18 protein-coding genes are annotated in these 23,173 nt (G+C 70.3%); 11 read left to right on the top strand and 7 right to left on the bottom strand.

From position 1 onward, the window contains the following. Window positions 1-33: 33 nt before the first annotated feature. The 4 genes from IE248_RS23450 (at window position 34) to mshC (ending at window position 3,564) form a co-directional block, all read left to right on the top strand. Window positions 34-756, top strand: coding sequence for a histidine phosphatase family protein (locus IE248_RS23450; protein ID WP_008741938.1), 723 nt, complete (start codon window positions 34-36; stop codon window positions 754-756). A gap of 77 nt (window positions 757-833) precedes the next feature. Further along, complete coding sequence (locus IE248_RS23445; RefSeq protein WP_190031584.1) at window positions 834-1,424, top strand: DUF3090 domain-containing protein; 591 nt, start codon at window positions 834-836, stop codon at window positions 1,422-1,424. A 5-nt stretch (window positions 1,425-1,429) separates the two neighbouring features. Then, window positions 1,430-2,224 (top strand): SCO1664 family protein, encoded by a 795-nt coding sequence (locus IE248_RS23440; RefSeq protein ID WP_008741936.1) that lies wholly within the window; start codon window positions 1,430-1,432, stop codon window positions 2,222-2,224. A 110-nt stretch (window positions 2,225-2,334) separates the two neighbouring features. Continuing rightward, window positions 2,335-3,564, top strand: coding sequence for a cysteine--1-D-myo-inosityl 2-amino-2-deoxy-alpha-D-glucopyranoside ligase (gene mshC / locus IE248_RS23435; protein ID WP_008741935.1), 1,230 nt, complete (start codon window positions 2,335-2,337; stop codon window positions 3,562-3,564). A 143-nt stretch (window positions 3,565-3,707) separates the two neighbouring features. On the opposite strand, the gene IE248_RS23430 is transcribed toward mshC, so the two are convergent. The 5 genes from IE248_RS23430 to IE248_RS23410 form a co-directional block, all read right to left on the bottom strand. Further along, entirely contained in the window at window positions 3,708-4,703 is a 996-nt protein-coding gene (locus tag IE248_RS23430) for a PAC2 family protein (RefSeq protein WP_073774691.1), read from the bottom strand. Window positions 4,704-4,830: 127 nt separating this feature from the next. Beyond that, window positions 4,831-6,438, bottom strand: a complete 1,608-nt coding sequence (locus tag IE248_RS23425) for a glycerol-3-phosphate dehydrogenase/oxidase (protein WP_008741933.1) — start codon at window positions 6,436-6,438, stop codon at window positions 4,831-4,833. A gap of 40 nt (window positions 6,439-6,478) precedes the next feature. Beyond that, window positions 6,479-8,005, bottom strand: coding sequence for a glycerol kinase GlpK (gene glpK, locus IE248_RS23420; protein WP_190031583.1), 1,527 nt, complete (start codon window positions 8,003-8,005; stop codon window positions 6,479-6,481). 79 nt (window positions 8,006-8,084) lie between these two features. After that, complete coding sequence (locus IE248_RS23415; protein WP_008741931.1) at window positions 8,085-8,867, bottom strand: MIP/aquaporin family protein; 783 nt, start codon at window positions 8,865-8,867, stop codon at window positions 8,085-8,087. A 314-nt stretch (window positions 8,868-9,181) separates the two neighbouring features. Beyond that, window positions 9,182-9,949, bottom strand: a complete 768-nt coding sequence (locus IE248_RS23410) for an IclR family transcriptional regulator (protein WP_073796019.1) — start codon at window positions 9,947-9,949, stop codon at window positions 9,182-9,184. 249 nt (window positions 9,950-10,198) lie between these two features. Here IE248_RS23410 and metH point away from each other — a divergent pair, with 249 nt between their 5' ends. The 4 genes from metH (at window position 10,199) to IE248_RS23390 (ending at window position 18,265) form a co-directional block, all read left to right on the top strand. Continuing rightward, the gene (gene metH, locus IE248_RS23405) at window positions 10,199-13,711 is read left to right on the top strand and encodes a methionine synthase (protein WP_190031582.1); all 3,513 of its coding nucleotides are present in this window, start codon (window positions 10,199-10,201) and stop codon (window positions 13,709-13,711) included. A gap of 115 nt (window positions 13,712-13,826) precedes the next feature. Continuing rightward, on the top strand, window positions 13,827-14,528 hold the full coding sequence (locus IE248_RS23400) for an HAD family hydrolase (protein ID WP_073796015.1): 702 nt from the start codon (window positions 13,827-13,829) through the stop codon (window positions 14,526-14,528). A gap of 479 nt (window positions 14,529-15,007) precedes the next feature. Continuing rightward, the gene (locus IE248_RS23395; protein WP_190031581.1) at window positions 15,008-16,612 is read left to right on the top strand and encodes an ABC transporter substrate-binding protein; all 1,605 of its coding nucleotides are present in this window, start codon (window positions 15,008-15,010) and stop codon (window positions 16,610-16,612) included. A gap of 72 nt (window positions 16,613-16,684) precedes the next feature. Further along, window positions 16,685-18,265 (top strand): ABC transporter substrate-binding protein, encoded by a 1,581-nt coding sequence (locus tag IE248_RS23390; RefSeq protein WP_190031580.1) that lies wholly within the window; start codon window positions 16,685-16,687, stop codon window positions 18,263-18,265. A 69-nt stretch (window positions 18,266-18,334) separates the two neighbouring features. On the opposite strand, the gene IE248_RS23385 is transcribed toward IE248_RS23390, so the two are convergent. Then, on the bottom strand, window positions 18,335-19,009 hold the full coding sequence (locus IE248_RS23385) for a response regulator (protein WP_008741925.1): 675 nt from the start codon (window positions 19,007-19,009) through the stop codon (window positions 18,335-18,337). 110 nt (window positions 19,010-19,119) lie between these two features. Then, on the bottom strand, window positions 19,120-20,007 hold the full coding sequence (locus IE248_RS23380) for a RecB family exonuclease (protein WP_106433364.1): 888 nt from the start codon (window positions 20,005-20,007) through the stop codon (window positions 19,120-19,122). A 255-nt stretch (window positions 20,008-20,262) separates the two neighbouring features. On the opposite strand from IE248_RS23380, the gene IE248_RS23375 reads away from it, so the two are divergent. The 3 genes from IE248_RS23375 to IE248_RS23365 all read left to right on the top strand — a co-directional run bounded on the left by IE248_RS23375 (window position 20,263) and on the right by IE248_RS23365 (window position 23,166). Continuing rightward, window positions 20,263-21,396, top strand: a complete 1,134-nt coding sequence (locus IE248_RS23375) for a site-2 protease family protein (RefSeq protein ID WP_100582477.1) — start codon at window positions 20,263-20,265, stop codon at window positions 21,394-21,396. Window positions 21,397-21,414: 18 nt separating this feature from the next. Then, a complete protein-coding gene (locus IE248_RS23370; protein ID WP_008741922.1) occupies window positions 21,415-22,335 on the top strand; it encodes a tRNA (adenine-N1)-methyltransferase in 921 nt (306 codons plus the stop codon). Window positions 22,336-22,632: 297 nt separating this feature from the next. Further along, a complete protein-coding gene (locus IE248_RS23365) occupies window positions 22,633-23,166 on the top strand; it encodes a hypothetical protein (protein ID WP_229895481.1) in 534 nt (177 codons plus the stop codon). Window positions 23,167-23,173: the final 7 nt, after the last annotated feature.

Genomic DNA, 23,173 nt, shown 5'->3' with positions numbered 1-23,173 from the left:
CCGCACACCCGTGCCACCGCTTAGGGTGGATCCATGGCCACGCTGATCCTCGTACGACACGGGCGGTCCACCGCCAACACCGCAGGGCTGCTCGCCGGATGGACCCCGGGAGTGGCGCTCGACGAGCGCGGCGCCGAGCAGGCCGCGGCGCTGCCCGACCGGCTCGCCGGGGTACCGCTCGCCGCCGCCGTCACCAGCCCCCTCCAGCGCTGCGGGGAGACCCTCGCGCCGCTGCTCGCCGCCCGCCCCGGACTGGAGCTGCACACGGACGAGCGCATCGGGGAATGCCACTACGGCGAGTGGTCGGGCCGCAAACTCTCCGAGCTCTCCGACGAACCGCTGATGAAGATCGTCCAGCAGCACCCGTCGGCCGCCGCCTTCCCCGGTGGCGAGTCCATGCGCGCCATGCAGGCCCGCGCGGTCGACTCCGTACGGGAGTGGAACGCGCGGATCGAGGAGGAGCACGGCGCCGACGCGCTCTTCCTGATGTGCTCGCACGGGGACATCATCAAGTCCCTTGTCGCGGACGCCCTGGGCATGCACCTGGACCTCTTCCAGCGGATCCACGTCGACCCCTGCTCGGTGACCGTGATCCGCTACACGCCCAGCCGCCCGTTCGTGCTCCGCCTCGGCGACACCGGGGACTTCGCCGGCTTCGTACCCCGCGACGAGCCGCCCGCCGCCGGTCCGGCCGCCGACAAAGCCGCCGAAGACGGGGGGATCGCGGTCGTGGGAGGCGGTGCGGGCGCGGTGTGATCGAACGGCGCAGTAGGGTGGACGGGCCCACGCAAGTGCGCAGCCCCGCCCTCGCCGCCGAGACTTGGAGACTGGACGTGCCCCGTCAGGTGTTCCTCTACGACCCGCCGGACCGCTTCGTGGCCGGTACGGTCGGTCTGCCGGGGCGCCGTACGTTCTTCCTGCAGGCGTCCTCGGGCCCCCGGGTCACCAGCGTCTCCCTGGAGAAGACCCAGGTGGCGGCGCTGGCCGAGCGGATGGACGAGCTGCTGGACGAGGTCGTGCGGCGGACCGGCGGCAACGCCCCGGTGCCCGCGCTGGCCTCCACCGAGGCCGCCGACACCGCGCCGCTCGACGTGCCCGTCGAGGAGGAGTTCCGCGTCGGCACCATGGCCCTCGCCTGGGACGGCGAGGAACAGCGGATGATCGTCGAGGCACAGGCCCTCGTCGAGGTCGACGCCGAATCGGAGAAGGACCTCGCCGAGGCCGAGGAGCGGCTGCTCCAGGACGAGGAGAACGGCCCGCCGATGCTGCGGGTGCGCCTCTCCGGCGCCCAGGCCCGCGCCTTCGCCAAGCGGGCCCTGGACGTGGTCAACGCCGGCCGGCCGCCGTGCCCGCTGTGCAGCCTCCCGCTGGACCCCGAGGGGCACGTGTGTCCGCGCCAGAACGGGTACCGGCGCCAGGCGTGAGCCCCGTGACCCCGATCGAGGAGCTGCTCACCCGAGGTGAGCTCACCGTACGCGGACGCATCCGCGAGGCGTCCAACGCGGTACTGCTGTGCAGTGTCACGTACGAGGGCGTCAGCGCCGACTGCGTCTACAAGCCGGTCAAGGGCGAGCGGCCGCTCTGGGACTTCCCCGACGGCAACCTCGCCCAGCGCGAGCGCGCCGCCTACCTCGTCTCCGAGGCCACCGGATGGGGCCTGGTCCCCGCCACCGTGCTGCGCGACGGCCCGTACGGCGAGGGCATGGTCCAGCACTGGATCGAGGCGGGCGAGACCCCCGAGGACGGACTCCTCGCGCTCGTCGAGGGCGAGGAGGCGGACGACGGCTGGAAGCCGGTCGCCTTCGCCGAGGTCGGCGAGGGCCGCACCGCCCTCCTCGTCCACGCCGACGACCCCCGGCTGCGCCGGCTCGCCGTCCTCGACGCGGTGATCAACAACGGCGACCGCAAGGGCGGCCACCTGCTGCCCGCGCCCGACGGACGCCTCTACGCCATCGACCACGGAGTGACCTTCCACACCGAGGACAAGCTGCGCACCCTCCTGTGGGGGTGGGCGGGGGAGCCGCTGACCGACGAGGCCCGCGAGGTGCTGGCCTCGCTGGACGCCCGGCTGGCCGACGGGGAGCCCCTCGCCACCCGGCTGGCCGAACTGATCACCCCCGTCGAGCTGGCCGCCGTACGGGGCCGGGTGGCACAGCTGCTGCGCACGGGAGTGCACCCGCGGCCCTCCGGTCAGTGGCCCGCCATTCCCTGGCCGCCGGTCTGAACCGGCCGGGCGCCACAGGCACAGAACCGGCAGGACCGCAAGGCATTGCATCACGCCAACAGCGCAGGTCCGGTTCGTTTTAGGAACACCCGTCCGGTTAGGCTCGACACATGCATGCCTGGCCCGCTTCCGAGGTCCCCGCCCTTCCTGGCAAGGGCCGCGACCTCAAGATCCACGACACCGCGACCCAGGGGACGATCACCCTCGCCCCCGGTCCCGTCGCCCGTATCTACGTCTGCGGCATCACCCCGTACGACGCGACCCACATCGGTCACGCGGCGACCTACAACGCGTTCGACCTCGTGCAGCGCGTGTGGCTCGACACCAAGCGGCAGGTCCACTACGTCCAGAACGTCACGGACGTCGACGACCCGCTCCTTGAGCGGGCGCTGCGCGACGGCCAGGACTGGACCGAGCTCGCCGAGCGCGAGACCTCCCTGTTCCGCGAGGACATGACCGCCCTGCGGATGCTGCCGCCGCAGCACTACATCGGCGCCGTCGAGGCCATACCGGGCATCGTGCCGCTGGTGGAGCGGCTGCGCGACGCCGGCGCGGCGTACGAGCTGGACGGCGACATCTACTTCTCCGTCGAATCCGACCCGAACTTCGGCCAGGTCTCCCACCTGGACGCGCAGGCGATGCGGCTGCTCTCCGCGGAGCGGGGCGGCGACCCCGACCGGGCCGGGAAGAAGAACCCCCTCGACCCGATGCTGTGGATGGCCGCCCGCCCGGGCGAGCCGAGCTGGGACGGCGCATCGCTGGGCCGCGGCCGGCCCGGCTGGCACATCGAGTGCGTCGCCATCGCCCTGGACCACCTCGGCATGGGCTTCGACATCCAGGGCGGCGGATCCGACCTGGCGTTCCCGCACCACGAGATGGGCGCCTCGCACGCACAGGTCCTGACGGGCGAGTTCCCGATGGCCAAGGCGTACGTCCACGCGGGCATGGTCGCGCTGCACGGCGAGAAGATGTCGAAGTCGAAGGGCAACCTGGTCTTCGTCTCGGCGCTGCGGCGGGCGGGCGTCGACCCGGCCGCGATCCGGCTCGCGCTGCTCTCGCACCACTACCGCGCCGACTGGGAGTGGACCGACGAGGTCCTCGCCGAGGCCGTGGCCCGGCTGGAGCGCTGGCGCGCGGCCGTGTCCCGCCCGGACGGCCTCCCGGCGGACGCCCTCGTCGAGGAGATCCGCGAGGCGCTGGCCAACGATCTGGACGCGCCCGGGGCGCTGGCCGCCGTGGACCGCTGGGTGGACGCCCAGAACGCCTCGGACGGCGATGACGAGTCGGCCCCCGGCCTGGTCTCGCGCGCCGTTGACGCCCTGCTGGGTGTGGCCCTGTAGCCGCCCGCGGGCCGTGTTCCGGGGGCGTTGCCCCCGGACCTCCGGGCCTGAAACGCCGGCGGGGCTGAGAGATCAGCCCCGCCGGCGTTCGCGCCTCCGGGTGCGGGGCGCAGCCCCACGGGACGGCGAGAGACCACGCCCCGTCAGGACTCCGGCGGGGTGTCCGGCTCGTCCGGCTCCGGGCTCTCGCCCGACGGCCCCGGTTCGGGGTCCGGCCGGCGCTTCGGGGGCCGGGGCAGGCCCCCCGAGGTGTCGCGCAGGTACGAACCGTCACCCGGCTCCGTCGAGGACGGCCCGGCCGGGTCCCGGCGCCGCAGGTACCGCTCGAACTCCCGGGCGATCGCGTCGCCCGAGGCCTCCGGCAGATCCGCGGTGTCCCGCGCCTCCTCCAGCGTCTGGACGTACTCCGCCACCTCGCTGTCCTCGGCGGCCAGTTGGTCGACGCCCACCTGCCACGCCCGCGCGTCCTCCGGGAGTTCGCCCAGCGGGATCCGGATGTCGATCAGGTCCTCCAGCCGGTTCAGCAGCGCCAGCGTCGCCTTCGGGTTCGGCGGCTGCGACACGTAGTGCGGCACCGCCGCCCACAGCGACACCGCCGGAACCCCCGCGTGCGTACAGGCCTCCTGGAGCACCCCCACGATGCCCGTGGGCCCCTCGTAGCGGGTCTCCTCCAGGTCCATCGTCCGCGCCAGATCCGCGTCCGAGGTCACCCCGCTCACCGGAACCGGACGCGTGTGCGGGGTGTCCCCGAGCAGCGCGCCCAGGATGACCACCATCTCCACGCCCAGCTCGTGCGCGAACCCGAGGAGCTCGTTGCAGAACGACCGCCAGCGCATGGAGGGTTCGATGCCCCGCACCAGCACCAGGTCACGCGGCTTGGCCCCGCCGATGCGCACCACCGACAGCCGGGTCGTCGGCCAGGTGATCTTCCGTACCCCGTTGTCCAGCCACACCGTCGGCCGGTTGACCTGGAAATCGTAGTAGTCCTCGGCGTCCAGAGCCGCGAAGACCTCGCCCTTCCACTCCCGGTCCAGGTGCGCGACCGCACCGGAGGCCGCGTCACCCGCGTCGTTCCAGCCCTCGAACGCGGCCACCATGACCGGGTCGATCAGCTCGGGCACGCCCTCAAGCTCGATCACCCAGGTCTCCTTCCGAAGTTCCCTTGTGTACGTGGGTCAGCCTAAGCCTTGGGACGACACCAGCCACAGCCCACGACAGAGGGGCGGTTCCCCTCGGAACCGCCCCTCTTCCCCACCTGCGTGAGAGCTATGCCTTGTCGCCCAGCATCTTCTCGACCCGGCCGCGCACATCGGCGTCGTCCAGGCCCCGGATCGTCACCGTCGTACGGCGGCGCAGCACGTCGTCGACCGTCTCGGCCCACTCGTTGTCACGGGCGTAGGCGACCTGCGCCCAGATCTCGGGACCGTCCGGGTGGATCCGCTCGGCCAGCGCCGGGTCCTCGTTCGCGAGGCGCGCGATGTCGAAGGCCAGCGAGCCGTAGTGGGAGGCCAGGTGACGGGCGGTCAGCGGGTCCATCCGGGAGCCCGGCTCGCGGTCCACCAGCAGGCGGTGGGCCACGGCGTTCGGGTTGGCGACACCGGGCAGCGCGATCCGGCGCACGAGGGACTTCACCGGCTCCATGTCCTCGGTCAGCGGGCTGCCGGGGAGCTTGGCCAGCTTGTCCATGACCACGCGGCCGATGTGGCGGTACGTCGTCCACTTGCCGCCGGCCACCGACAGCATGCCGCCGGCGCCCTCGGAGACGACCGTCTCGCGCTTGGCCTTCTCGACGCCGCCGGGGCCGCCGGGCAGCACCCGCAGGCCGGCGAAGGCGTACGTCATCAGCGAGCGGTCCAGGTCGGCGTCCTTCACCGAGAAGGCGGCCTCGTCCAGGATCTGCTGGATGTCGGCCTCGGTGGCGCGCACGTCCGCCGGGTCGCCCTCGTACACCTCGTCGGTGGTGCCGAGCAGCAGCTGGTCCTCCCACGGGAGGGCGAAGGTGATGCGGTACTTGTCGATCGGGGTGGCCATGGCGGCCTTCCACGGCGACTTGCGCTTCATGACGATGTGCGCGCCCTTGGACAGGCGGATCGACGGCATCGAGTGCTTGTCTTCCATGCGCCGCAGGTGGTCCACCCACGGGCCGGTGGCGTTGAGCACGACGCGCGCGTCGATCCCGAACTCGGTGCCGTCGAGGCGGTCCTTGAGCTCGGCACCGCTGACCCGGCCCCGCGTGGTGCGCAGACCGGTGACCTCGGCGTGGTTGAGGACGACCGCGCCCGACTCGACGGCCGCGCGGACCGTCATGACGGCGACGCGGGAGTCGTTCATCTGGTGGTCGTAGTAGACCGCGACGGCCTTGAGGTTGTCCGTCTTCAGACCGGGGTTGTCGGCGACGGCACGGGCCGGGGATATGACCTTGCCCATGCCGTCGCCGAAGGCCGAGAGGGCGGAGTAGGCGAAGACGCCCGCGCCCAGCTTGGCCGCGCCCACCGGACCGCCCTTGTAGACGGGCAGGTAGAAGGTGAGCGGGTTGACCAGGTGCGGGGCCACGTCCTTGGCCAGCACCCGGCGCTCGTGGTGGTTCTCCGCGACCAGCTTGACCGCGCCGGTCTGCAGGTAGCGCAGACCGCCGTGGACGAGCTTGGAGGAGGCCGAGGAGGTGGCGCCGGCGAAGTCGCCGGCGTCCACCATGGCAACCCGCAGACCCGACTGCGCGGCGTGCCAGGCCACCGAGGTGCCCAGGATTCCACCGCCGATGACCAGCAGGTCGTACGTGGCCTTCGCCAGCTGCTCGCGGGTCTCGGATCGGCTCGCGTTGGCACCGGCGGTCGGGTGCGTACCCAGTGCGGGAACGCTCTGCAGGCTGCTCATATCTCTCTTAGCTCCTCGTCGATTGACTCAGCTGGTGTGGTCAGCTGGCGTCTTCGTCGTCGATCCAGCCCATGGACCGCTCGACGGCCTTGAGCCAGTTCTTGTACTCGCGGTCCCGCTGTTCGGCGGGCATCCGCGGGGTCCACTCCGCCGCGCGGCGCCAGTTGGCGCGCAGGGCGTCGGTGTCGGGCCAGAAGCCGACGGCCAGGCCGGCGGCGTAGGCGGCGCCGAGGCAGGTGGTCTCCGCGACCATGGGACGGACCACGGGGGCGTCCACGAAGTCGGAGAGGGTCTGCATCAGCAGGTTGTTGGAGGTCATGCCGCCGTCGACCTTGAGGGCGGCGAGGTCGACGCCCGAGTCCTTGGTCATGGCGTCGGTGATCTCACGGGTCTGCCAGGCGGTGGCCTCCAGGACGGCACGGGCGATGTGCGCCTTGGTGACGTACCGGGTGAGGCCGGCGATCACACCGCGGGCGTCGGAGCGCCAGTACGGGGCGAACAGGCCGGAGAAGGCCGGCACGAAGTAGGCGCCGCCGTTGTCCTCGACCGAGGACGCGAGGGTCTCGATCTCGGCCGCGGTCTTGATCATGCCCATCTGGTCGCGCATCCACTGGACGAGCGAGCCGGTGACGGCGATGGAGCCCTCCAGCGCGTAGACCGGCTGCTGGTCGCCGATCTTGTAGCCGACCGTGGTCAGCAGGCCGCTGTAGGAGTTGATGACCTTGTCGCCGGTGTTCATGAGCATGAACGTGCCGGTGCCGTAGGTGGACTTGGCCTCGCCCTCGGCGAAACAGGTCTGGCCGAAGAGGGCGGCCTGCTGGTCACCGAGCGCCGAGGCGACCGGGACACCGGCGAGGACGCCGTCCTTGACGTGGCCGTAGACCTCGGCGGAGGACTTGATCTCGGGGAGGATGTCCAGCGGCACCTCCATGGACTCCGCGATCTTGGCGTCCCACTCCAGGGAGTGCAGGTTCATCAGCATGGTGCGCGAGGCGTTGGTGACGTCCGTGACGTGCACACCGCCCTGGGCGCCACCGGTGAGGTTCCAGATGACCCAGGAGTCCATGGTGCCGAAGAGGATGTCGCCGGCGGCGGCGCGCTCGCGCAGGCCCTCGACGTTGTCGAGCAGCCAGCGGGCCTTCGGGCCGGCGAAGTAGCTCGCCAGCGGCAGGCCCGTCTCGCGGCGGAAGCGGTCCTGGCCGACGTTGCGGCCGAGCTCCTTGCACAGGGCGTCGGTGCGCGTGTCCTGCCACACCAGCGCGTTGTGCACCGGCTCACCGGTGTTCTTGTCCCACAGGACGGTGGTCTCGCGCTGGTTGGTGATGCCGACCGCCTTGACGTCGGCGGCGGTGATCTCGGCCTTGGCGATGGCGCCGGCGACGACCTCCTGGACGTTGGTCCAGATCTCGGTGGCGTTGTGCTCGACCCAGCCCGGCTTCGGGAAGATCTGCTCGTGCTCCTTCTGGTCGACGGCGACGATGCGGCCGTCGCGGTCGAAGACGATGCAGCGGGAGGAGGTGGTGCCCTGGTCGATCGCGGCGATGAAGGGGCCGGTGCTGTGCGTCATGGTGGCTGCTCCTGGCAGGGTCTCTAAGTAGGCGGAATCAGGACTGCGGTGCGGATCTTGCGATACGAGCCGATGCTGATCAGGCGAACGCGATGTTGTACAGACCGCCGGCGATGACGGCACCGACGAGCGGGCCGACGACCGGGATCCAGGAGTATCCCCAGTCCGAGCCGCCCTTGTTGGGCAGCGGCAGCAGGGCGTGGACGATGCGCGGACCGAGGTCGCGGACCGGGTTGATGGCGTAGCCGGTCGGACCGCCGAGCGAGAGGCCGATGCCGACTACCACGAAGGAGGTGATCAGGACGCCGATGACGCCGAGGCCCTTGCCGCCGTCCTGGAGGCCCTGGGTGAGGATCGCCAGTACCAGGACGGCGGTGCCTATGATCTCGGTCGCGAGGTTCTGGACGACGTTGCGGATCTCGGGGCCGGTGGAGAAGACGCCGAGCACCGGGCCGGCCTGGTCGTGCGGGTGCGGGTCCTCCGGGCCGAGCTTGGCGTCACGGATGTGCTCCGGGTCCGACAGGTGCGCCAGGAACTGGCCGTAGTAGGTGACCCACATCAGGACGGCGCCGAGCATGGCGCCGAGGAGCTGACCGGCGAAGTACACCGGTACGTCGCTCCAGTCGCTGTTCTTGATGGCGAGGCCGACGGTGACCGCCGGGTTGAGGTGCGCACCGGAGAGCGGCGCGGACACGTAGGCGGCGATCAGTACGGCGAAACCCCAGCCGAAGGTGATCGCGAGCCAGCCCGCGTTCCGGGCCTTGGAGCTCTTCAGCGTGACGGCGGCGCAGACGCCACCACCGAGCAGGGTGAGCAGGGCGGTACCGATGGTCTCGCCGATGAAGATGTCGGAGCTGGACACCCGCGACTCCTTTGTCTTACGTCCAGGGGTGGGCGGACACCGGGTCCCTCCGGTGGTCCACGCACTCGGTGAGTGCTGCACCGGTCCTTGGCCTTGCCACAGCCTAACGCGTATTGCCGGTAGCTGTTCGACAATGCCGACCGATGAACGGCAGTTTTCATCCCGGGTGAAGAACGCGTCAAGGGTTGACCAGGTCAAAAGCCGGATCGTTACCACACGGTACGATCGCCCAAAATCGGCCATCCCATGATCAGAAAATGGCGAAATGCACCCCATTGGCGCATGGATCGGCCAGGGGTGCACTCAAAGCAAGGTCAGAACCGGCCCGCGCCAAGGTCGCGCGAAACCGACCGGGCGCAGTCCCGGACCGAGGCCACCAGGGCCGGCCGGGGCTCGCCGGACTCCCCGCAGACCCGCTCCACGGCCCCCGCGACGGCGACCGCGCCGACGGGCATCCGGCGCCGGTCGTATATGGGCGCCGCCACCGAGGCGATGCCGTCCCAGGTCTCCTCGACGTCCGAGGCCCAGCCGCGGGCCCGGGTCAGGTCCAGCACTTCCTCGAAACCGGCGGGGTCCGTGACCGTACGGGGGGTGAACGCCTCGCGCTCCGCCTCCACGGCCTCCGTGTGGGCCACCGGGTCGAAGGCCGACAGCACCTTGCCCAGGGCCGTGGAGTGCAGCGGCTGCATGGCCCCCACCTCCAGCACCTGGCGGCTGTCGTCGGGCCGGAACACGTGGTGCATGATCAGCACCCCGCTCTTGTGCAGCACGCCCACGTACACGCTCTCGCCGCTCGCCCGGGCCAGGTCGTCCGTCCACACCAGGGCACGGGCCCGCAGCTCGTGCACGTCCAGATAGCTGTTGCCCAGGCGCAGCAGCTCCGCGCCCAGCTGGTAGCGGCCGGAGGCGGGGTCCTGCTCCACGAAGCCCTCGGCCTGAAGGGTGCGCAGGATCCCGTGCGCGGTGCCCTTGGCGAGGCCCAGGGCGCCCGCCACGTCCGAGAGTCCCAGCCGGCGCTCGCCGCCCGCCAGGAGCCGCAGCATCGCAGCGGCTCGTTCGAGCGACTGGATGTTCCGTGCCATCGTGCAGCCTCCTGCTGACGTAGTTCGACAATGCTGAACAGTATCGGTCGATGTCGACCTCGCGCACGAAGTGCCGCTCTTCAGGACAGCCGGTTTCGGCCATGCCGGGAAGACCCCACGCCCAGAATGCAGTCCGCCACGTGGGACACCTCCACCGGGGCCGTTGCCGCGCGGTTACCCTGACCGCGTGCACCCTGGACACAGAAGGGGTGTAAAGCCGACAGCCGTCGCATTCCAGGGAGCTCAGTCATGGCCTCGTTGCCGAACCTGCCCACCGACCCGCAGAACCGGGCCGATGCCCTCCGAGAGGCGCTCGCGACCCGCGTGGTCGTCGCCGACGGAGCCATGGGAACGATGCTCCAGGCGCAGGACCCCACCCTTGAGGACTTCCAGAACCTCGAAGGCTGCAACGAGGTCCTCAACGTCACCCGCCCCGACATCGTGCGCTCCGTCCACGAGGAGTACTTCTCGGTCGGCGTGGACTGCGTCGAGACCAACACCTTCGGTGCCAACTTCGCCGCCCTCGCCGAGTACGACATCCCCGAGCGCAACTTCGAGCTCTCGGAATCCGGCGCCCGCATCGCCCGCGAGGTCGCCGACGAGTTCACCGCCGCCACCGGGCAGCAGCGCTGGGTCCTCGGCTCGATGGGCCCCGGCACCAAGCTCCCCACCCTCGGCCACATCGAGTACGCGACCATCCGCGACGCCTACCAGACCAACGCCGAGGGCCTGATCTCCGGCGGCGCCGACGCGCTGCTCGTCGAGACCACCCAGGACCTCCTCCAGACCAAGTCCTCCATCATCGGCGCCCGGCGCGCCATGGAGGCCCTCGGCGTCAGCGTGCCGCTGATCTGCTCGGTCACCGTCGAGACCACCGGCACCATGCTGCTGGGCTCCGAGATCGGCGCGGCCCTCACCTCGCTGGAGCCGCTGGGCATCGACATGATCGGGCTGAACTGCGCCACCGGCCCCGCGGAGATGAGCGAGCACCTGCGCTACCTCGCCCGCAACTCCCGGATCCCGCTGTCCTGCATGCCGAACGCGGGCCTGCCCGTCCTCGGCAAGAACGGCGCGCACTACCCGCTGTCCGCGAGCGAGCTCGCCGACGCCCAGGAGACCTTCGTCCGCGAGTACGGCCTGTCCCTGGTCGGCGGCTGCTGCGGCACCACCCCGGAGCACCTGCGCCAGGTCGTCGAGCGGGTCCGCGACCTGAGCCCCGTCACCCGGGTGCCGCAACCGGAGCCCGGCGCTTCCTCCCTCTACCAGACGGTGCCGTTCCGGCAGGACACCTCGTACATGGCGATCGGCGAGCGGACCAACGCCAACGGGTCCAAGAAGTTCCGCGAGGCCATGCTGGAGGCCCGCTGGGACGACTGCGTGGAGATGGCCCGCGACCAGATCCGCGAGGGCGCGCACATGCTCGACCTGTGCGTGGACTACGTGGGCCGCGACGGCGTCGCCGACATGCGCGAGCTGGCCGGCCGGTTCGCGACCGCCTCGACGCTGCCGATCGTGCTGGACTCCACCGAGGTTCCCGTCATCCAGGCGGGCCTGGAGAAGCTCGGCGGCCGCGCCGTCATCAACTCCGTCAACTACGAGGACGGCGACGGCCCGGAGTCCCGCTTCGCCAAGGTCACCCGACTGGCGCAGGAGCACGGCGCCGCGCTGATCGCCCTCACCATCGACGAGGAGGGCCAGGCCCGCAGTGCCGAACACAAGGTCGCCATCGCCGAACGGCTCATCGACGACCTGACGGGGAACTGGGGCATCCACGAGTCGGACATCCTCATCGACACCCTGACCTTCACCATCTGCACCGGCCAGGAGGAGTCCCGAAAGGACGGCATCGCCACGATCGAGGCGATCCGCGAGCTCAAGCGCCGCCACCCGGACGTCCAGACCACCCTCGGCCTCTCGAACATCTCCTTCGGCCTGAACCCGGCCGCGCGCGTACTGCTGAACTCCGTCTTCCTCGACGAGTGCGTCAAGGCCGGCCTGGACTCCGCGATCGTCCACGCCAGCAAGATCCTCCCCATCGCCCGCTTCGACGAGGAGCAGGTGGGCACAGCCCTCGACCTGATCTACGACCGGCGGGCGGAGGGCTACGACCCGCTCCAGAAGCTGATGGCCCTCTTCGAGGGCGTCAACACCAAGTCGCTGAAGGCCGGCCGCGCCGAGGAGCTCCTCGCGCTGCCCCTGGACGAGCGGCTCCAGCGCCGGATCATCGACGGCGAGAAGAACGGCCTGGAAGCGGACCTCGACGAGGCGCTCCAGACCCGCCCGGCCCTCGACATCGTCAACGACACCCTCCTGGAGGGCATGAAGGTCGTCGGCGAGCTCTTCGGCTCCGGCCAGATGCAGCTCCCCTTCGTCCTCCAGTCCGCCGAGGTCATGAAGACGGCCGTCGCCTACCTCGAACCGCACATGGAGAAGACCGACGACGAGGGCAAGGGCACCATCGTGCTCGCCACCGTCCGCGGCGACGTCCACGACATCGGCAAGAACCTCGTCGACATCATCCTCACCAACAACGGCTACAACGTCGTGAACATCGGCATCAAGCAGCCGGTGTCCGCGATCCTCGAAGCCGCCGAGGAACACAAGGCCGACGTCATCGGCATGTCCGGGCTCCTCGTGAAGTCGACCGTGATCATGAAGGAGAACCTGGAGGAGCTCAACCAGCGCAAGCTGGCCGCCGACTACCCGGTGATCCTCGGCGGCGCCGCCCTCACCCGCGCCTACGTCGAACAGGACCTCCACGAGATCTACGAGGGCGAGGTCCGCTACGCCCGCGACGCCTTCGAGGGCCTGCGGCTCATGGACGCCCTCATCGCCGTCAAGCGCGGCGTCCCCGGCGCCACGCTCCCCGAGCTCAAGCAGCGCCGCGTCGCCAAGCGCGACACCTCCGCCCTCCAGGTGGAGGAGGAGCAGGAGCCGGGCGGCCGCTCCGACGTCTCCGTCGACAACCCGGTCCCCACCCCGCCGTTCTGGGGCACCCGCGTCGTCAAGGGCATCCCGCTCAAGGACTACGCCTCCTGGCTCGACGAGGGCGCCCTCTTCAAGGGCCAGTGGGGCCTCAAGCAGGCCCGCGCCGGCGGCGCCACGTACGAGGAGCTCGTCGAGAACGAGGGCCGGCCGCGGCTGCGCGGCCTGCTCGACAAGCTGCACACCGAGAACCTGCTCGAAGCGGCCGTCGTCTACGGCTACTTCCCCTGCGTCTCCAAGGGCGAGGACCTGATCATCCTCGACGACTCCGGGAACGAGCGGACCCGCTTCACCTTCCCGCGCCAGCGCCGCGGCCGCCGCCTGTGCCTCGCGGACTTCTTCCGCCCGGAGGAGTCCGGCGAGACCGACGTGGTCGGCCTCCAGGTGGTGACCGTCGGGTCGAAGATCGGCGAGGCCACCGCCAAGCTGTTCGAGTCCGACTCCTACCGCGACTACCTGGAGCTGCACGGCCTGTCCGTCCAGCTCGCCGAGGCCATGGCCGAGTACTGGCACGCCCGCGTCCGCGCCGAACTCGGCTTCGGCGGCGAGGACCCGGCCGCGGTCGAGGACATGTTCGACCTCAAGTACCGCGGCGCCCGCTTCTCCCTCGGCTACGGCGCCTGCCCCGACCTGGAGGACCGCGCCAAGATCGCCGACCTCCTCCAGCCGGAGCGGATCGGCGTCCACCTCTCCGAGGAGTTCCAGCTCCACCCGGAGCAGTCCACCGACGCGATCGTCATCCACCACCCCGAAGCGAAGTATTTCAACGCACGCTGACGCGGACCGACGTACACTTGTCGGTCCCATACAGGCCGGTCGCCTGTTCCCCGGGGGAATGCCCATGGGGAAGAGGTGACCGGCCTTCTCGTCCCCTCAGAGAGGTGTGTGCCGGATGACCAGCACCGTTCCCGCCCCCGTCGCCCGCACGGCCGACGGACATGCCCTCCAGGCGGTGCTGCTGGACATGGACGGCACCCTCGTCGACACCGAGGGTTTCTGGTGGGAGATCGAGGTGGACGTCTTCGGCGAGCTCGGCCACCGCCTCGACGAGGCCTGGCGCGACGTGGTCGTCGGCGGCCCCATGACCCGCAGCGCCGCCTTCCTCATCGAGTCCACCGGCGCCGCCATCACCCTGATGGAGCTGAGCGTCCTGCTCAACGAGCGCTTCGAGGCGCGCATCGCCGACCAGGTCCCGCTCATGCCCGGCGCCGAGCGCCTGCTGGCCGAGCTGGCCCGGCACAACGTGCCCACCGCCCTCGTCTCCGCCTCGCACCGCCGGGTCATCGACCGGGTGCTGCGCGCCCTCGGCCCCGAGCGGTTCGCGCTGAGTGTCGCCGGCGACGAGGTGCCCCGCACCAAGCCGCACCCCGACCCGTACCTGATCGCAGCCCGCACCCTCGGCGCGCACCCCTCGCGGTGCGCCGTCATCGAGGACACCGCCACCGGAGTCGCCGCCGCCGAGGCCGCCGGCTGCCGGGTCGTGGCCGTGCCCTCGGTCGGCGTGATCCCGCCCGCCCCGGGCCGTACGGTCGTCCGCTCGCTGGAGGACGTGGACCTGACCTTCCTGCGCTCCCTCATCACTCCGATGAACTGACCGCACACGCTCCGTACCGAACGGAACCTGCATAAAAACACGCCCGGCGGAAGAATCTTCCGTACTACGCCCCGGAGGCTGAAATTCCACCTCCGCCGGGCCGATTGACCCAGGTGACCTTGGTCACGCGCGAAGCCCCCGACGGACCTGTCAGGACCCCCCGGGGGCTTCCTTTGTGTCCGGATTGATCAGCTACTGACCCCATCTGCGGACACCCCGGGATGAACAGGCAGTCCCCGCCCATCACCGTGCGATTACGCCCCAACTCGGCGCAGTTCCAGCCATCCCGTTCAGGGCCACTAGTGTCAATCCGGGCACCGCGCCGCACCTCAGCAGTCCCGGACACACACCACCGTGCCGGGATCGCGTGGACCGATCGTCACAACACCGGCCCGATCGTTCCGCCCTGAACGGGCGACCGTCGCGAAGTGCCCTTTACGCCGCTTTGAGCAAGTGCCGGTATAGGGAGTACTTCCAGCATGAACCGCAAGACCATGGTGCTGACGGCCGCGGCCGGACTGCTCACCCCCGCGCTGGCCGCCTGCGGCACCGCGACCGGCGGAGGAGCGGGCTCCGGAGCGATCGTCGTCGGGACCACCGACCGGTTCGAGGCCGCCGACTACGCTCCCGCCCCGTTCGACCCGGCCTACGCCTACGACGCCGGAGCCTGGAACGTACTGCGCCAGACCGTCCAGACGCTGATGCACACCCCGCGCGGCGGCGGCCAGCCCGTCCCCGAAGCGGCCTCCGACTGCCGCTTCACCGACACCGGCAACGAAAGCTACCGCTGCGTCCTGCGCCCCGGTCTGAAGTTCGCCAGCGGCGAGCCCCTCACCGCCAAGGACGTCAAGTACTCCATCGACCGCGTCATCGCGATCAAGGACGAGAACGGCCCCTCCTCGCTGCTCTCCACCCTCGACACCGTCGAGGTCAAGGGCGCCGACACCGTCGTCTTCCACCTGAAGACCCCGGACGCGACCTTCCCGTACAAGCTCGCCACCCCCGCCGCGGGCATCGTCAGCGAGAAGGACTACGACGCCAAGAAGCTCCGCGAGGGCTTCGGCATCGACGGCTCCGGCCCGTACACCATGAAGGCCGAAGTCAAGGAAGGCCGCCTCGTCCGCGCCGTCTTCACCAAGAACCCGAACTACAAGGGCGACATCAAGCTGCAGAACGACAAGGTCGAACTGCGCACCTTCGAGGACTCCGCCGCCATGGGCAAGGCCCTCGCCGCCGGATCCATCCACATGGTCTCCCGCACCCTGTCGCCCGCCCAGATCACCGAGCTCTCCGCCAAGCCCCCCAAGGGCGTCAAGCTCACCCCGCTGCCCGGCCTGGAGATCCGCTACATCGGCTTCAACACCGAAGCCCCGGTCGTCAAGGACAAGGCGGTGCGCCAGGCCCTCGCCGCCGCCGTCGACCGCAACGCCGTCATCTCCAAGGTCTACGGCAAGTCCGCGCAGCCCCTGTACTCCCTGGTCCCCGCCAGCGTGAACGGCCACGTCAACTCGTTCTTCAACAAGTACGGCGAGGCCAACACCGCCAAGGCCGCCGCCCTGCTGAAGGACGCCGGGATCAAGACCCCGGTCAAGCTGACCCTGAACTACACCTCCGACCACTACGGCGACGGCACCGCCGCCGAGTTCGAGGCCCTCAAGACCCAGCTGAACTCCACCCAGCTCTTCGACATCACCGTCCAGGGCAAGGAATGGTCCGAATTCCGCCCCGCCCAGAAGAAGGGCGACTACGCCGCCTACGGGCTCGGCTGGTTCCCCGACTACCCGGACGCCGACAACTTCCTCGCCCCGTTCCTGGAGCAGGACAACTTCCTGGGCACGCCGTACGCCAACACCACGGTGCGCACCAAGCTCATCCCCGAATCCCGTCGCGCGGCCGACCGCGGTGTCGCCGCCGGCGCGATCTCGGAGATGCAGGACATCGTCGCCGAAGACGTGCCCGTCCTGCCCCTGTGGCAGGGCAAGCAGTACGTCGCCGCACGCGACGGGATCACCGGAGTGGAGTGGTCGGTCAACGCCATCTCCGACCTCCAGCTGTGGGAACTCGGCCGTGGCGTAAGCGGCTGAGACCGGTAACAACCCGGCAGCGGATGTCGCGGGCCGGCGCAACGAAACAGTTCGACTGTGAAGGACGTTCGCGTGATGAGACGTAACCAGTGGTTGGCGGCCCCGCTCGGCGCAGCCACCGCCGCCGCGCTGCTCAGCGGTTGCGGTTCGCAGGATGGCACGGCCGCGGGCGGCGGCAAGGGCGTGGTCATGGGCATATCCGACAAGGTCAAGGCCACCGACCCCGCGTCGGGCTACGACCCCGGTTCGTGGCTGCTCTTCAACAACGTCTTCCAGTCCCTGCTGAGCTTCCCCAAGGGCGGCACGACGCCGGAGCCCGACGCCGCGCAGTCCTGCAACTTCGAGGGCGGCGAGAGCAAGACGTACAAGTGCGTCCTGCGCTCGGACCTGAAGTTCAGCAACGGCAACAGCCTGACCTCGAAGGACGTCAAGTACTCCTTCGAGCGCACGCTGAAGATCAACGACGAGAACGGCCCCGCCGTCATGCTCTCGTCGATCGCCAGCATCGACGCCCCCGACGACAAGACCGTCGTCTTCCACCTCAAGACGTCCGACGCGACCTTCCCCAGCAAGATCGCCTCGGGTGCCGGCTCCATCGTCGACCACACCGAGTACCCGGCCGACAAGCTCCGCTCCGACGGCAAGGCCACCGGCTCCGGCGTCTACAAGCTCGACTCGATCAACGACAAGAGCGCCAACTTCTCGGTCAACGACTCGTACTCCGGCAAGGCCAAGCCGAAGAACAACGGCGTGACCATGAAGTTCTTCACCGACGACCAGGCCGCCCTGAAGAAGGTCCTGGAAAGCGGCGACGTCGACTTCGCCTACCGCGGCCTCGCCGCCAAGGACATCGCCGACCTCTCCAACAAGACCGGCGACCAGAAGATCGAGGTCATCCAGGGCACCGGAGCCGAGGTCCAGCACCTCGTCTTCAACATGAACGACCCGGTCGCCGGAAAGCTCCCCATCCGCAAGGCCATGGCCTACCTCGTGGACCGCGAGGCCCTCGTCCAGGGCGTCTACCAGGGCACCGCGACCTCCCTGTACTCGATCATCCCGGCCGGCATCGCCTCGCACAACACCGCCTTCTTCGACCGCTACGGCGGCACCCCGCAGCCCGAGAAGGCCAAGGCCGTACTGCGCGCGGCCAACATCAAGGACAAGGTCAAGCTGACCCTGCACTCGACGCCCACCCGCTACGGCCCGGCCATGGACCAGGAGTTCCAGGCCATCGCCAAGATGCTCAACGACAGCGGCCTCTTCGAGGCCGACGTCCAGTCGGTGCCCTTCGACCAGTACGAGAAGGACATCAAGGCCGGCAAGTACGGCGTCTACGCGCTCGGCTGGGTCCCCGACTACCCGGACGCCGACAACTTCACGCAGCCGTTCTTCGGCCCGAACAGCGTCCTCGGCAACAACTACGACAACAAGGAGATCAGCGGGACCATCATCCCGTCGACCTCCGCCAAGTCCGACCGCACCGCCGCGACCGTCGACTACGGCCGCCTCCAGGACATCGTCGCCGACGAGATCCCGATCCTCCCGCTCTGGCAGGGCAAGCAGTACGCCGTCACCCGCCCGAACGTGACCGGCCTCCAGTGGTCCCTGGACGCCTCCACCGTCTTCCGCTTCTGGGAGATCGCCAAGGGCTGACCCGCCCGGCACCCGCCAATGAAAACGGGCCGGCAGCGCCACCACGCGGCTGCCGGCCCGTTCTCGCGTCTACTGACCCGCCCCCGGACGGACCAGACCGCTCTCGTACGCATACACGGCCGCCTGCACGCGGTCGCGCAGCCCCAGCTTCGTCAGCACGTGCCCCACATGCGTCTTCACCGTGGTCTCGCTGACGAAGAGGTCCGCCGCGATCTCCGCGTTCGACAACCCCCGGGCCACCAGCTTCAGCACCTCGACCTCGCGCTCCGTCAGCGTCCCCAGCGTGTTCGGAACACTGTCCTCACCCGACGGCAGGTGCCCCGCGTACTTGTCCAGCAGCCGCCGCGTGATGCTCGGCGCCAGCATCGCCTCTCCCGCGGCCACCACCCGGATCGCCTGCACCAGCTCATTGGCCGGCGCGTCCTTCAGCAGGAACCCGCTCGCCCCCGCCCGCAGCGCCTCCACCACGTACTCGTCCAGATCGAACGTGGTCAGCACCAGCACCTTCGCCGGCCCGTCCCGCCCCGGCCCCGTGATCTGCCGGGTCGCCTCCACCCCGTCCATCCGCGGCATCCGGATGTCCATCAGCACCACATCGGGCTGCAACGCCCGCACCTGGTCCAGCGCCTGCAGACCGTCCCCGGCCTCACCGACCACCGCCAGGTCCTGTTCCGCCTCCAGAATCATCCGGAAACCGGTGCGCAGCAGCGGCTGGTCGTCGACCAGAAGGACGCGGATCGCCACGGGTCATACCTCGTATTCGTCGGACGGCTTCGAAGACCCGCCCATTCTGCCCTGGCCGGACCACCGAGAACCCGCCGGGAGCACCCCCGCGCCGCCCCCGGCACCACCCGCTAGGCCGGCTCCACCGGCTCGGGACGCGGAGAGATCACCAGCGGGTACACCGGCGGAGTCCCCCCGAACTCCGGACACACCGCCCGATGATCACACCAGCCGCACAGCTTCGTCGGCCGCGGCCGCCAGTCACCCGTCTCCGTCGCCTCCCGGATCGCGTCCCACAGCGCCAGCAGCTTGCGCTCCACCCGCTCCAGATCCGCCACCACCGGGTCGTACGTCACCACGTCCCCACTGCCCAGGTACACCAGCTGGAGCCGGCGCGGCACGACCCCCTTCAGCCGCCACACCACCAGCGCGTAGAACTTCATCTGGAACAACGCGCCCTCGGCGTACTCCGGCCGCGGCGCCTTGCCCGTCTTGTAGTCGACGATCCGCACCTCACCCGACGGCGCCACATCCACCCGGTCGATGATCCCGCGCAACCGCAGCCCCGACTCCAGCTCCGTCTCCACGAAGAACTCCCGCTCCACCGGCTCCAGCCGCGTCGGGTCCTCCAACGTGAACCAGCGGTCCACCAGCGCCTCGGCCTCCGTCAGCCACCGCGCCAGCCCCGCCCCCTCGTCACCCTCCGGGAACAGCTCCGACAGCTCCGGCTTCGCCTCCAGCAGCCGGTCCCACTGCCCCGGGATCAACGCCTTCGCCCGCGGCGCCGTCCGCTCCTCGGCCGGATGATCGAAAAGCCGCTCCAGCACCGCATGCACCAACGTGCCCCGCGTCGCCGCCGCACTCGGCTTCTCCGGCAGCTTGTCGATCACCCGGAACCGGTACAGCAACGGGCACCGCATGAAATCACCCGCCCGCGAAGGAGACAGCGAAGAGGGCCGGGCAGCACTCACCGCAACGTCCGCAGCGGCGGCGGCAACGGGACCGGGGGGCGTCGTCATACCCAAAACAGTACGACCCATCACCGACAGCCCGTGCGTACCATCGACGCCGACCCCCCTCGCACTGCATGATCGGAGCATCACACCGCGCCACCACACGACCCCGTTCCGCACCCCGACCGCGCGGGAACCACAATGGGAACCACCGACGGAACCGACCCGCCGGACAGCACCGAACGAAGGACAGCCGTGGCAGACACCGACCAGACCGGCGAGCGCGCCAACCGCCGCTCCGACCCGGGCGGCGGACTCCTCATGGGCCGCCCCTTCGGCGTGCCCGTCTACGTCTCGCCCAGCTGGTTCCTCGTCGCCGCCCTCATCACCTGGGTCTTCGGCGACCAGCTCGACCGGATCCTGCCCGACCTCGGCCCCGTCCGCTACCTCGTCTCCCTCTTCTTCGCCGTCGCCTTCTACGCCTCCGTCCTCGTCCACGAACTCGCGCACACCGTCGCCGCCCTCCGCTTCAAACTCCCCGTGCGCCGCATCCAGCTCCAGTTCTTCGGCGGAGTCTCCGAGATCGAGAAGGAATCCGAGACCCCCGGCCGCGAATTCGTCCTCGCCTTCGTCGGCCCCCTCCTCTCCCTCGCCCTCGCCGGACTCTTCTACCTCGGCATGAAGGCCGTCGACCCCGCCACCGTCCCCGGCGTCCTCCTCGCCGGCCTGATGATCTCCAACCTCCTCGTCGCCGCCTTCAACCTCCTCCCCGGCCTCCCCCTCGACGGCGGCCGCATGCTCCGCGCCGTCATCTGGGGCATCACCGGCAAACCCATGACCGGCACCGTCGCCGCCGCCTGGGTCGGCCGAGGCCTCGCCGTCGCCGTCCTCCTCGGACTGCCCCTGCTCACCCACACCGGCACCCTCGGCAACCGCAGCAGCGAAATCGGCGGCATGAACACCGTCATGGACGCCCTCCTCGCCGCGATCCTCGCCGGCATCATCTGGACCGGCGCCGGCAACAGCCTCCGCATGGCCCGGCTGCGCGAACACCTCCCCGAACTCCGGGCCCGCGCCCTCACCCGGCGCGCCATCCCCGTCGAGAACGCCACCCCGCTCTCCGAAGCCCTCCGCCGCGCCAACGAAGCCGGCGCCCGCGCCCTCGTCGTCGTCGACGGACACGGTGACCCCACCGCCATCGTCCGCGAGAGCGCCATCGCCTCAGTCCCCGAACACCGCCGCCCCTGGGTCGCCGTCAGCACCCTCGCCCAGGACCTCACCGACGGCATGAAGGTTTCAGCGGAACTCACCGGCGAAGAACTCCTCGAACACCTCCGCGCCACCCCCGCCAGCGAATACCTCGTCGTCGAAACCGGCGGCAAGATCTACGGCGTCCTGTCCACCCTCGACGTCGAAAAGGCCTTCGTGAAGGCCATGGCGCGGCCCCAGTCCTGAAGCCAATACACTGGTCACATGTCCGAACCGACCGGTGCCGCCCGCCGACGCGGGCCCTTCGAGGTCGGGGACCAGGTTCAGCTCACCGACCCCAAGGGCCGCCACTACACGTTCACGCTCGAAGCCGGGAAGAATTTCCACACCCACAAGGGTTCCTTCCCGCACGACGAGCTGATCGGTGCTCCCGAGGGCAGTGTTGTCCGTACCACGGGCAACGTCGCGTACCTCGCGCTGCGTCCCCTGCTCCCCGACTATGTCCTGTCCATGCCCCGCGGTGCCGCCGTGGTCTACCCCAAGGACGCGGGCCAGATCCTGGCCTTCGCCGACATCTTCCCCGGCGCCCGCGTCGTGGAAGCAGGTGTGGGCTCCGGCTCCCTGAGCAGCTTCCTGCTGCGCGCCATCGGCGACCAGGGCATGCTCCACAGCTACGAGCGCCGCGCGGACTTCGCCGAGATCGCCACGGCCAACGTCGAGCGCTACTTCGGCGGCCCCCACCCCGCGTGGCAGCTGACCGTCGGCGACCTCCAGGACAACCTGTCCGACACGGACGTCGACCGCGTGATCCTCGACATGCTCGCCCCCTGGGAGTGCCTGGAGGCCGTCTCCAAGGCCCTGGTCCCCGGCGGCATCCTGTGCTGCTACGTGGCCACCACCACCCAGCTCGCCCGCACCGTCGAATCCATCCGCGAGTTCGGCTGCTACGCCGAGCCGCAGCCCTGGGAATCGATGATCCGCAACTGGCACGTCGAGGGCCTGGCCGTCCGCCCGGACCACCGGATGATCGGTCACACCGGCTTCCTCGTCACCGCCCGCCGCCTCGCGGACGGCGTCGAGCCCCCGATGCGCCGCCGCCGCCCCGCCAAGGGCGCCTACGGCGAGGACTACGACGGACCCGGCAGCCAGTCCGGCGGCTCCGCCGCCTCCGGCGACCGGGGCTGACCCCACCCGCCGAGCCCACCCGGGCAACCAACACGCAGGCGCTGCGGCGCAGTTCCCCGGACCGACCGGGAACTGCGCCACAGCGCCTTTTCGTTGCCTCCGGGCCAGCGCGCACCCAGGCCGGACCCAGCCGTTCCACCTCCGTGTGAGGTGTGGCACGATGCTGGCTCCCCGTCACCCTTCGCACAGGAGACACCCCGCGTGCCGCACAGCCCCGCCGCCGAGCTCGCGCCGACGTTGGAAACCCTGGCGCACCACCACACCCGCGCCGTCCACTGGCTCGCCACCGCATCCGCCATGGCCGCCGTCATAGCCGCCGCGGGCCTCCTCCAGCCCTCCGCCGGCGCCGCCACCGGACCCGAGGAAACCACCCGGACCTCCGCGGGCACCCCAGCGGATCCCGCCGAGGACCCCCGGGCCACCGCCCCCGACGCGCGGGCGCTCACGTACCCCCTCGACTGCAACGGCGCCCCGCAGATCGTCACCGACACCGCCCAGGGCGACCTCGACGGCGACGGCCGCCCCGAGACCGTCGCCGCCGTCCGCTGCGACGCCGGCTCCGGGACCCCGCCCCACGCGCTCTACGTGGTGACCCGCGACCGGGGCGAGGGCGCCCGGCCCCGCGTCGTCGCCACCCTCCTCGACACCGCCCGGCGACAGACCGTCAGCGACCTCACCGTCCGCGACGGGGCCGTCACCGCGAGCCTCCTCGGCTACTCCTCGCCGGACATACCGCGCTTCAGCCCCGACACGAAACACCTCGCCAAGTGGCGCTGGAGCGACGGGAAATTCCGCCAGGAGCTGACGGACTCGGCCCCCACACGGGTTTGAAGCGTCA

Source organism: Streptomyces goshikiensis (assembly GCF_014650555.1).
Lineage (GTDB): Bacteria > Actinomycetota > Actinomycetes > Streptomycetales > Streptomycetaceae > Streptomyces > Streptomyces goshikiensis.
The sequence above is the reverse complement of the archived record's forward strand: the minus strand, read 5'-3'. Positions and strand labels throughout refer to the sequence as shown.

Excerpts from the sequence above, each read along its gene's own strand:
- IE248_RS23450 (WP_008741938.1), top strand. The coding sequence starts at position 34 with ATGGCCACGCTGATCCTCGTACGACACGGGCGGTCCACCGCCAACACC.
- mshC (WP_008741935.1), top strand. The coding sequence starts at position 2,335 with ATGCATGCCTGGCCCGCTTCCGAGGTCCCCGCCCTTCCTGGCAAGGGC.
- IE248_RS23425 (WP_008741933.1), bottom strand. The coding sequence starts at position 6,438 with ATGAGCAGCCTGCAGAGCGTTCCCGCACTGGGTACGCACCCGACCGCC.
- glpK (WP_190031583.1), bottom strand. The coding sequence starts at position 8,005 with ATGACGCACAGCACCGGCCCCTTCATCGCCGCGATCGACCAGGGCACC.
- IE248_RS23410 (WP_073796019.1), bottom strand. The coding sequence starts at position 9,949 with ATGGCACGGAACATCCAGTCGCTCGAACGAGCCGCTGCGATGCTGCGG.
- metH (WP_190031582.1), top strand. The coding sequence starts at position 10,199 with ATGGCCTCGTTGCCGAACCTGCCCACCGACCCGCAGAACCGGGCCGAT.
- IE248_RS23400 (WP_073796015.1), top strand. The coding sequence starts at position 13,827 with ATGACCAGCACCGTTCCCGCCCCCGTCGCCCGCACGGCCGACGGACAT.
- IE248_RS23395 (WP_190031581.1), top strand. The coding sequence starts at position 15,008 with ATGAACCGCAAGACCATGGTGCTGACGGCCGCGGCCGGACTGCTCACC.
- IE248_RS23380 (WP_106433364.1), bottom strand. The coding sequence starts at position 20,007 with ATGACGACGCCCCCCGGTCCCGTTGCCGCCGCCGCTGCGGACGTTGCG.
- IE248_RS23375 (WP_100582477.1), top strand. The coding sequence starts at position 20,263 with ATGGGCCGCCCCTTCGGCGTGCCCGTCTACGTCTCGCCCAGCTGGTTC.
- IE248_RS23370 (WP_008741922.1), top strand. The coding sequence starts at position 21,415 with ATGTCCGAACCGACCGGTGCCGCCCGCCGACGCGGGCCCTTCGAGGTC.
- IE248_RS23365 (WP_229895481.1), top strand. The coding sequence starts at position 22,633 with ATGGCCGCCGTCATAGCCGCCGCGGGCCTCCTCCAGCCCTCCGCCGGC.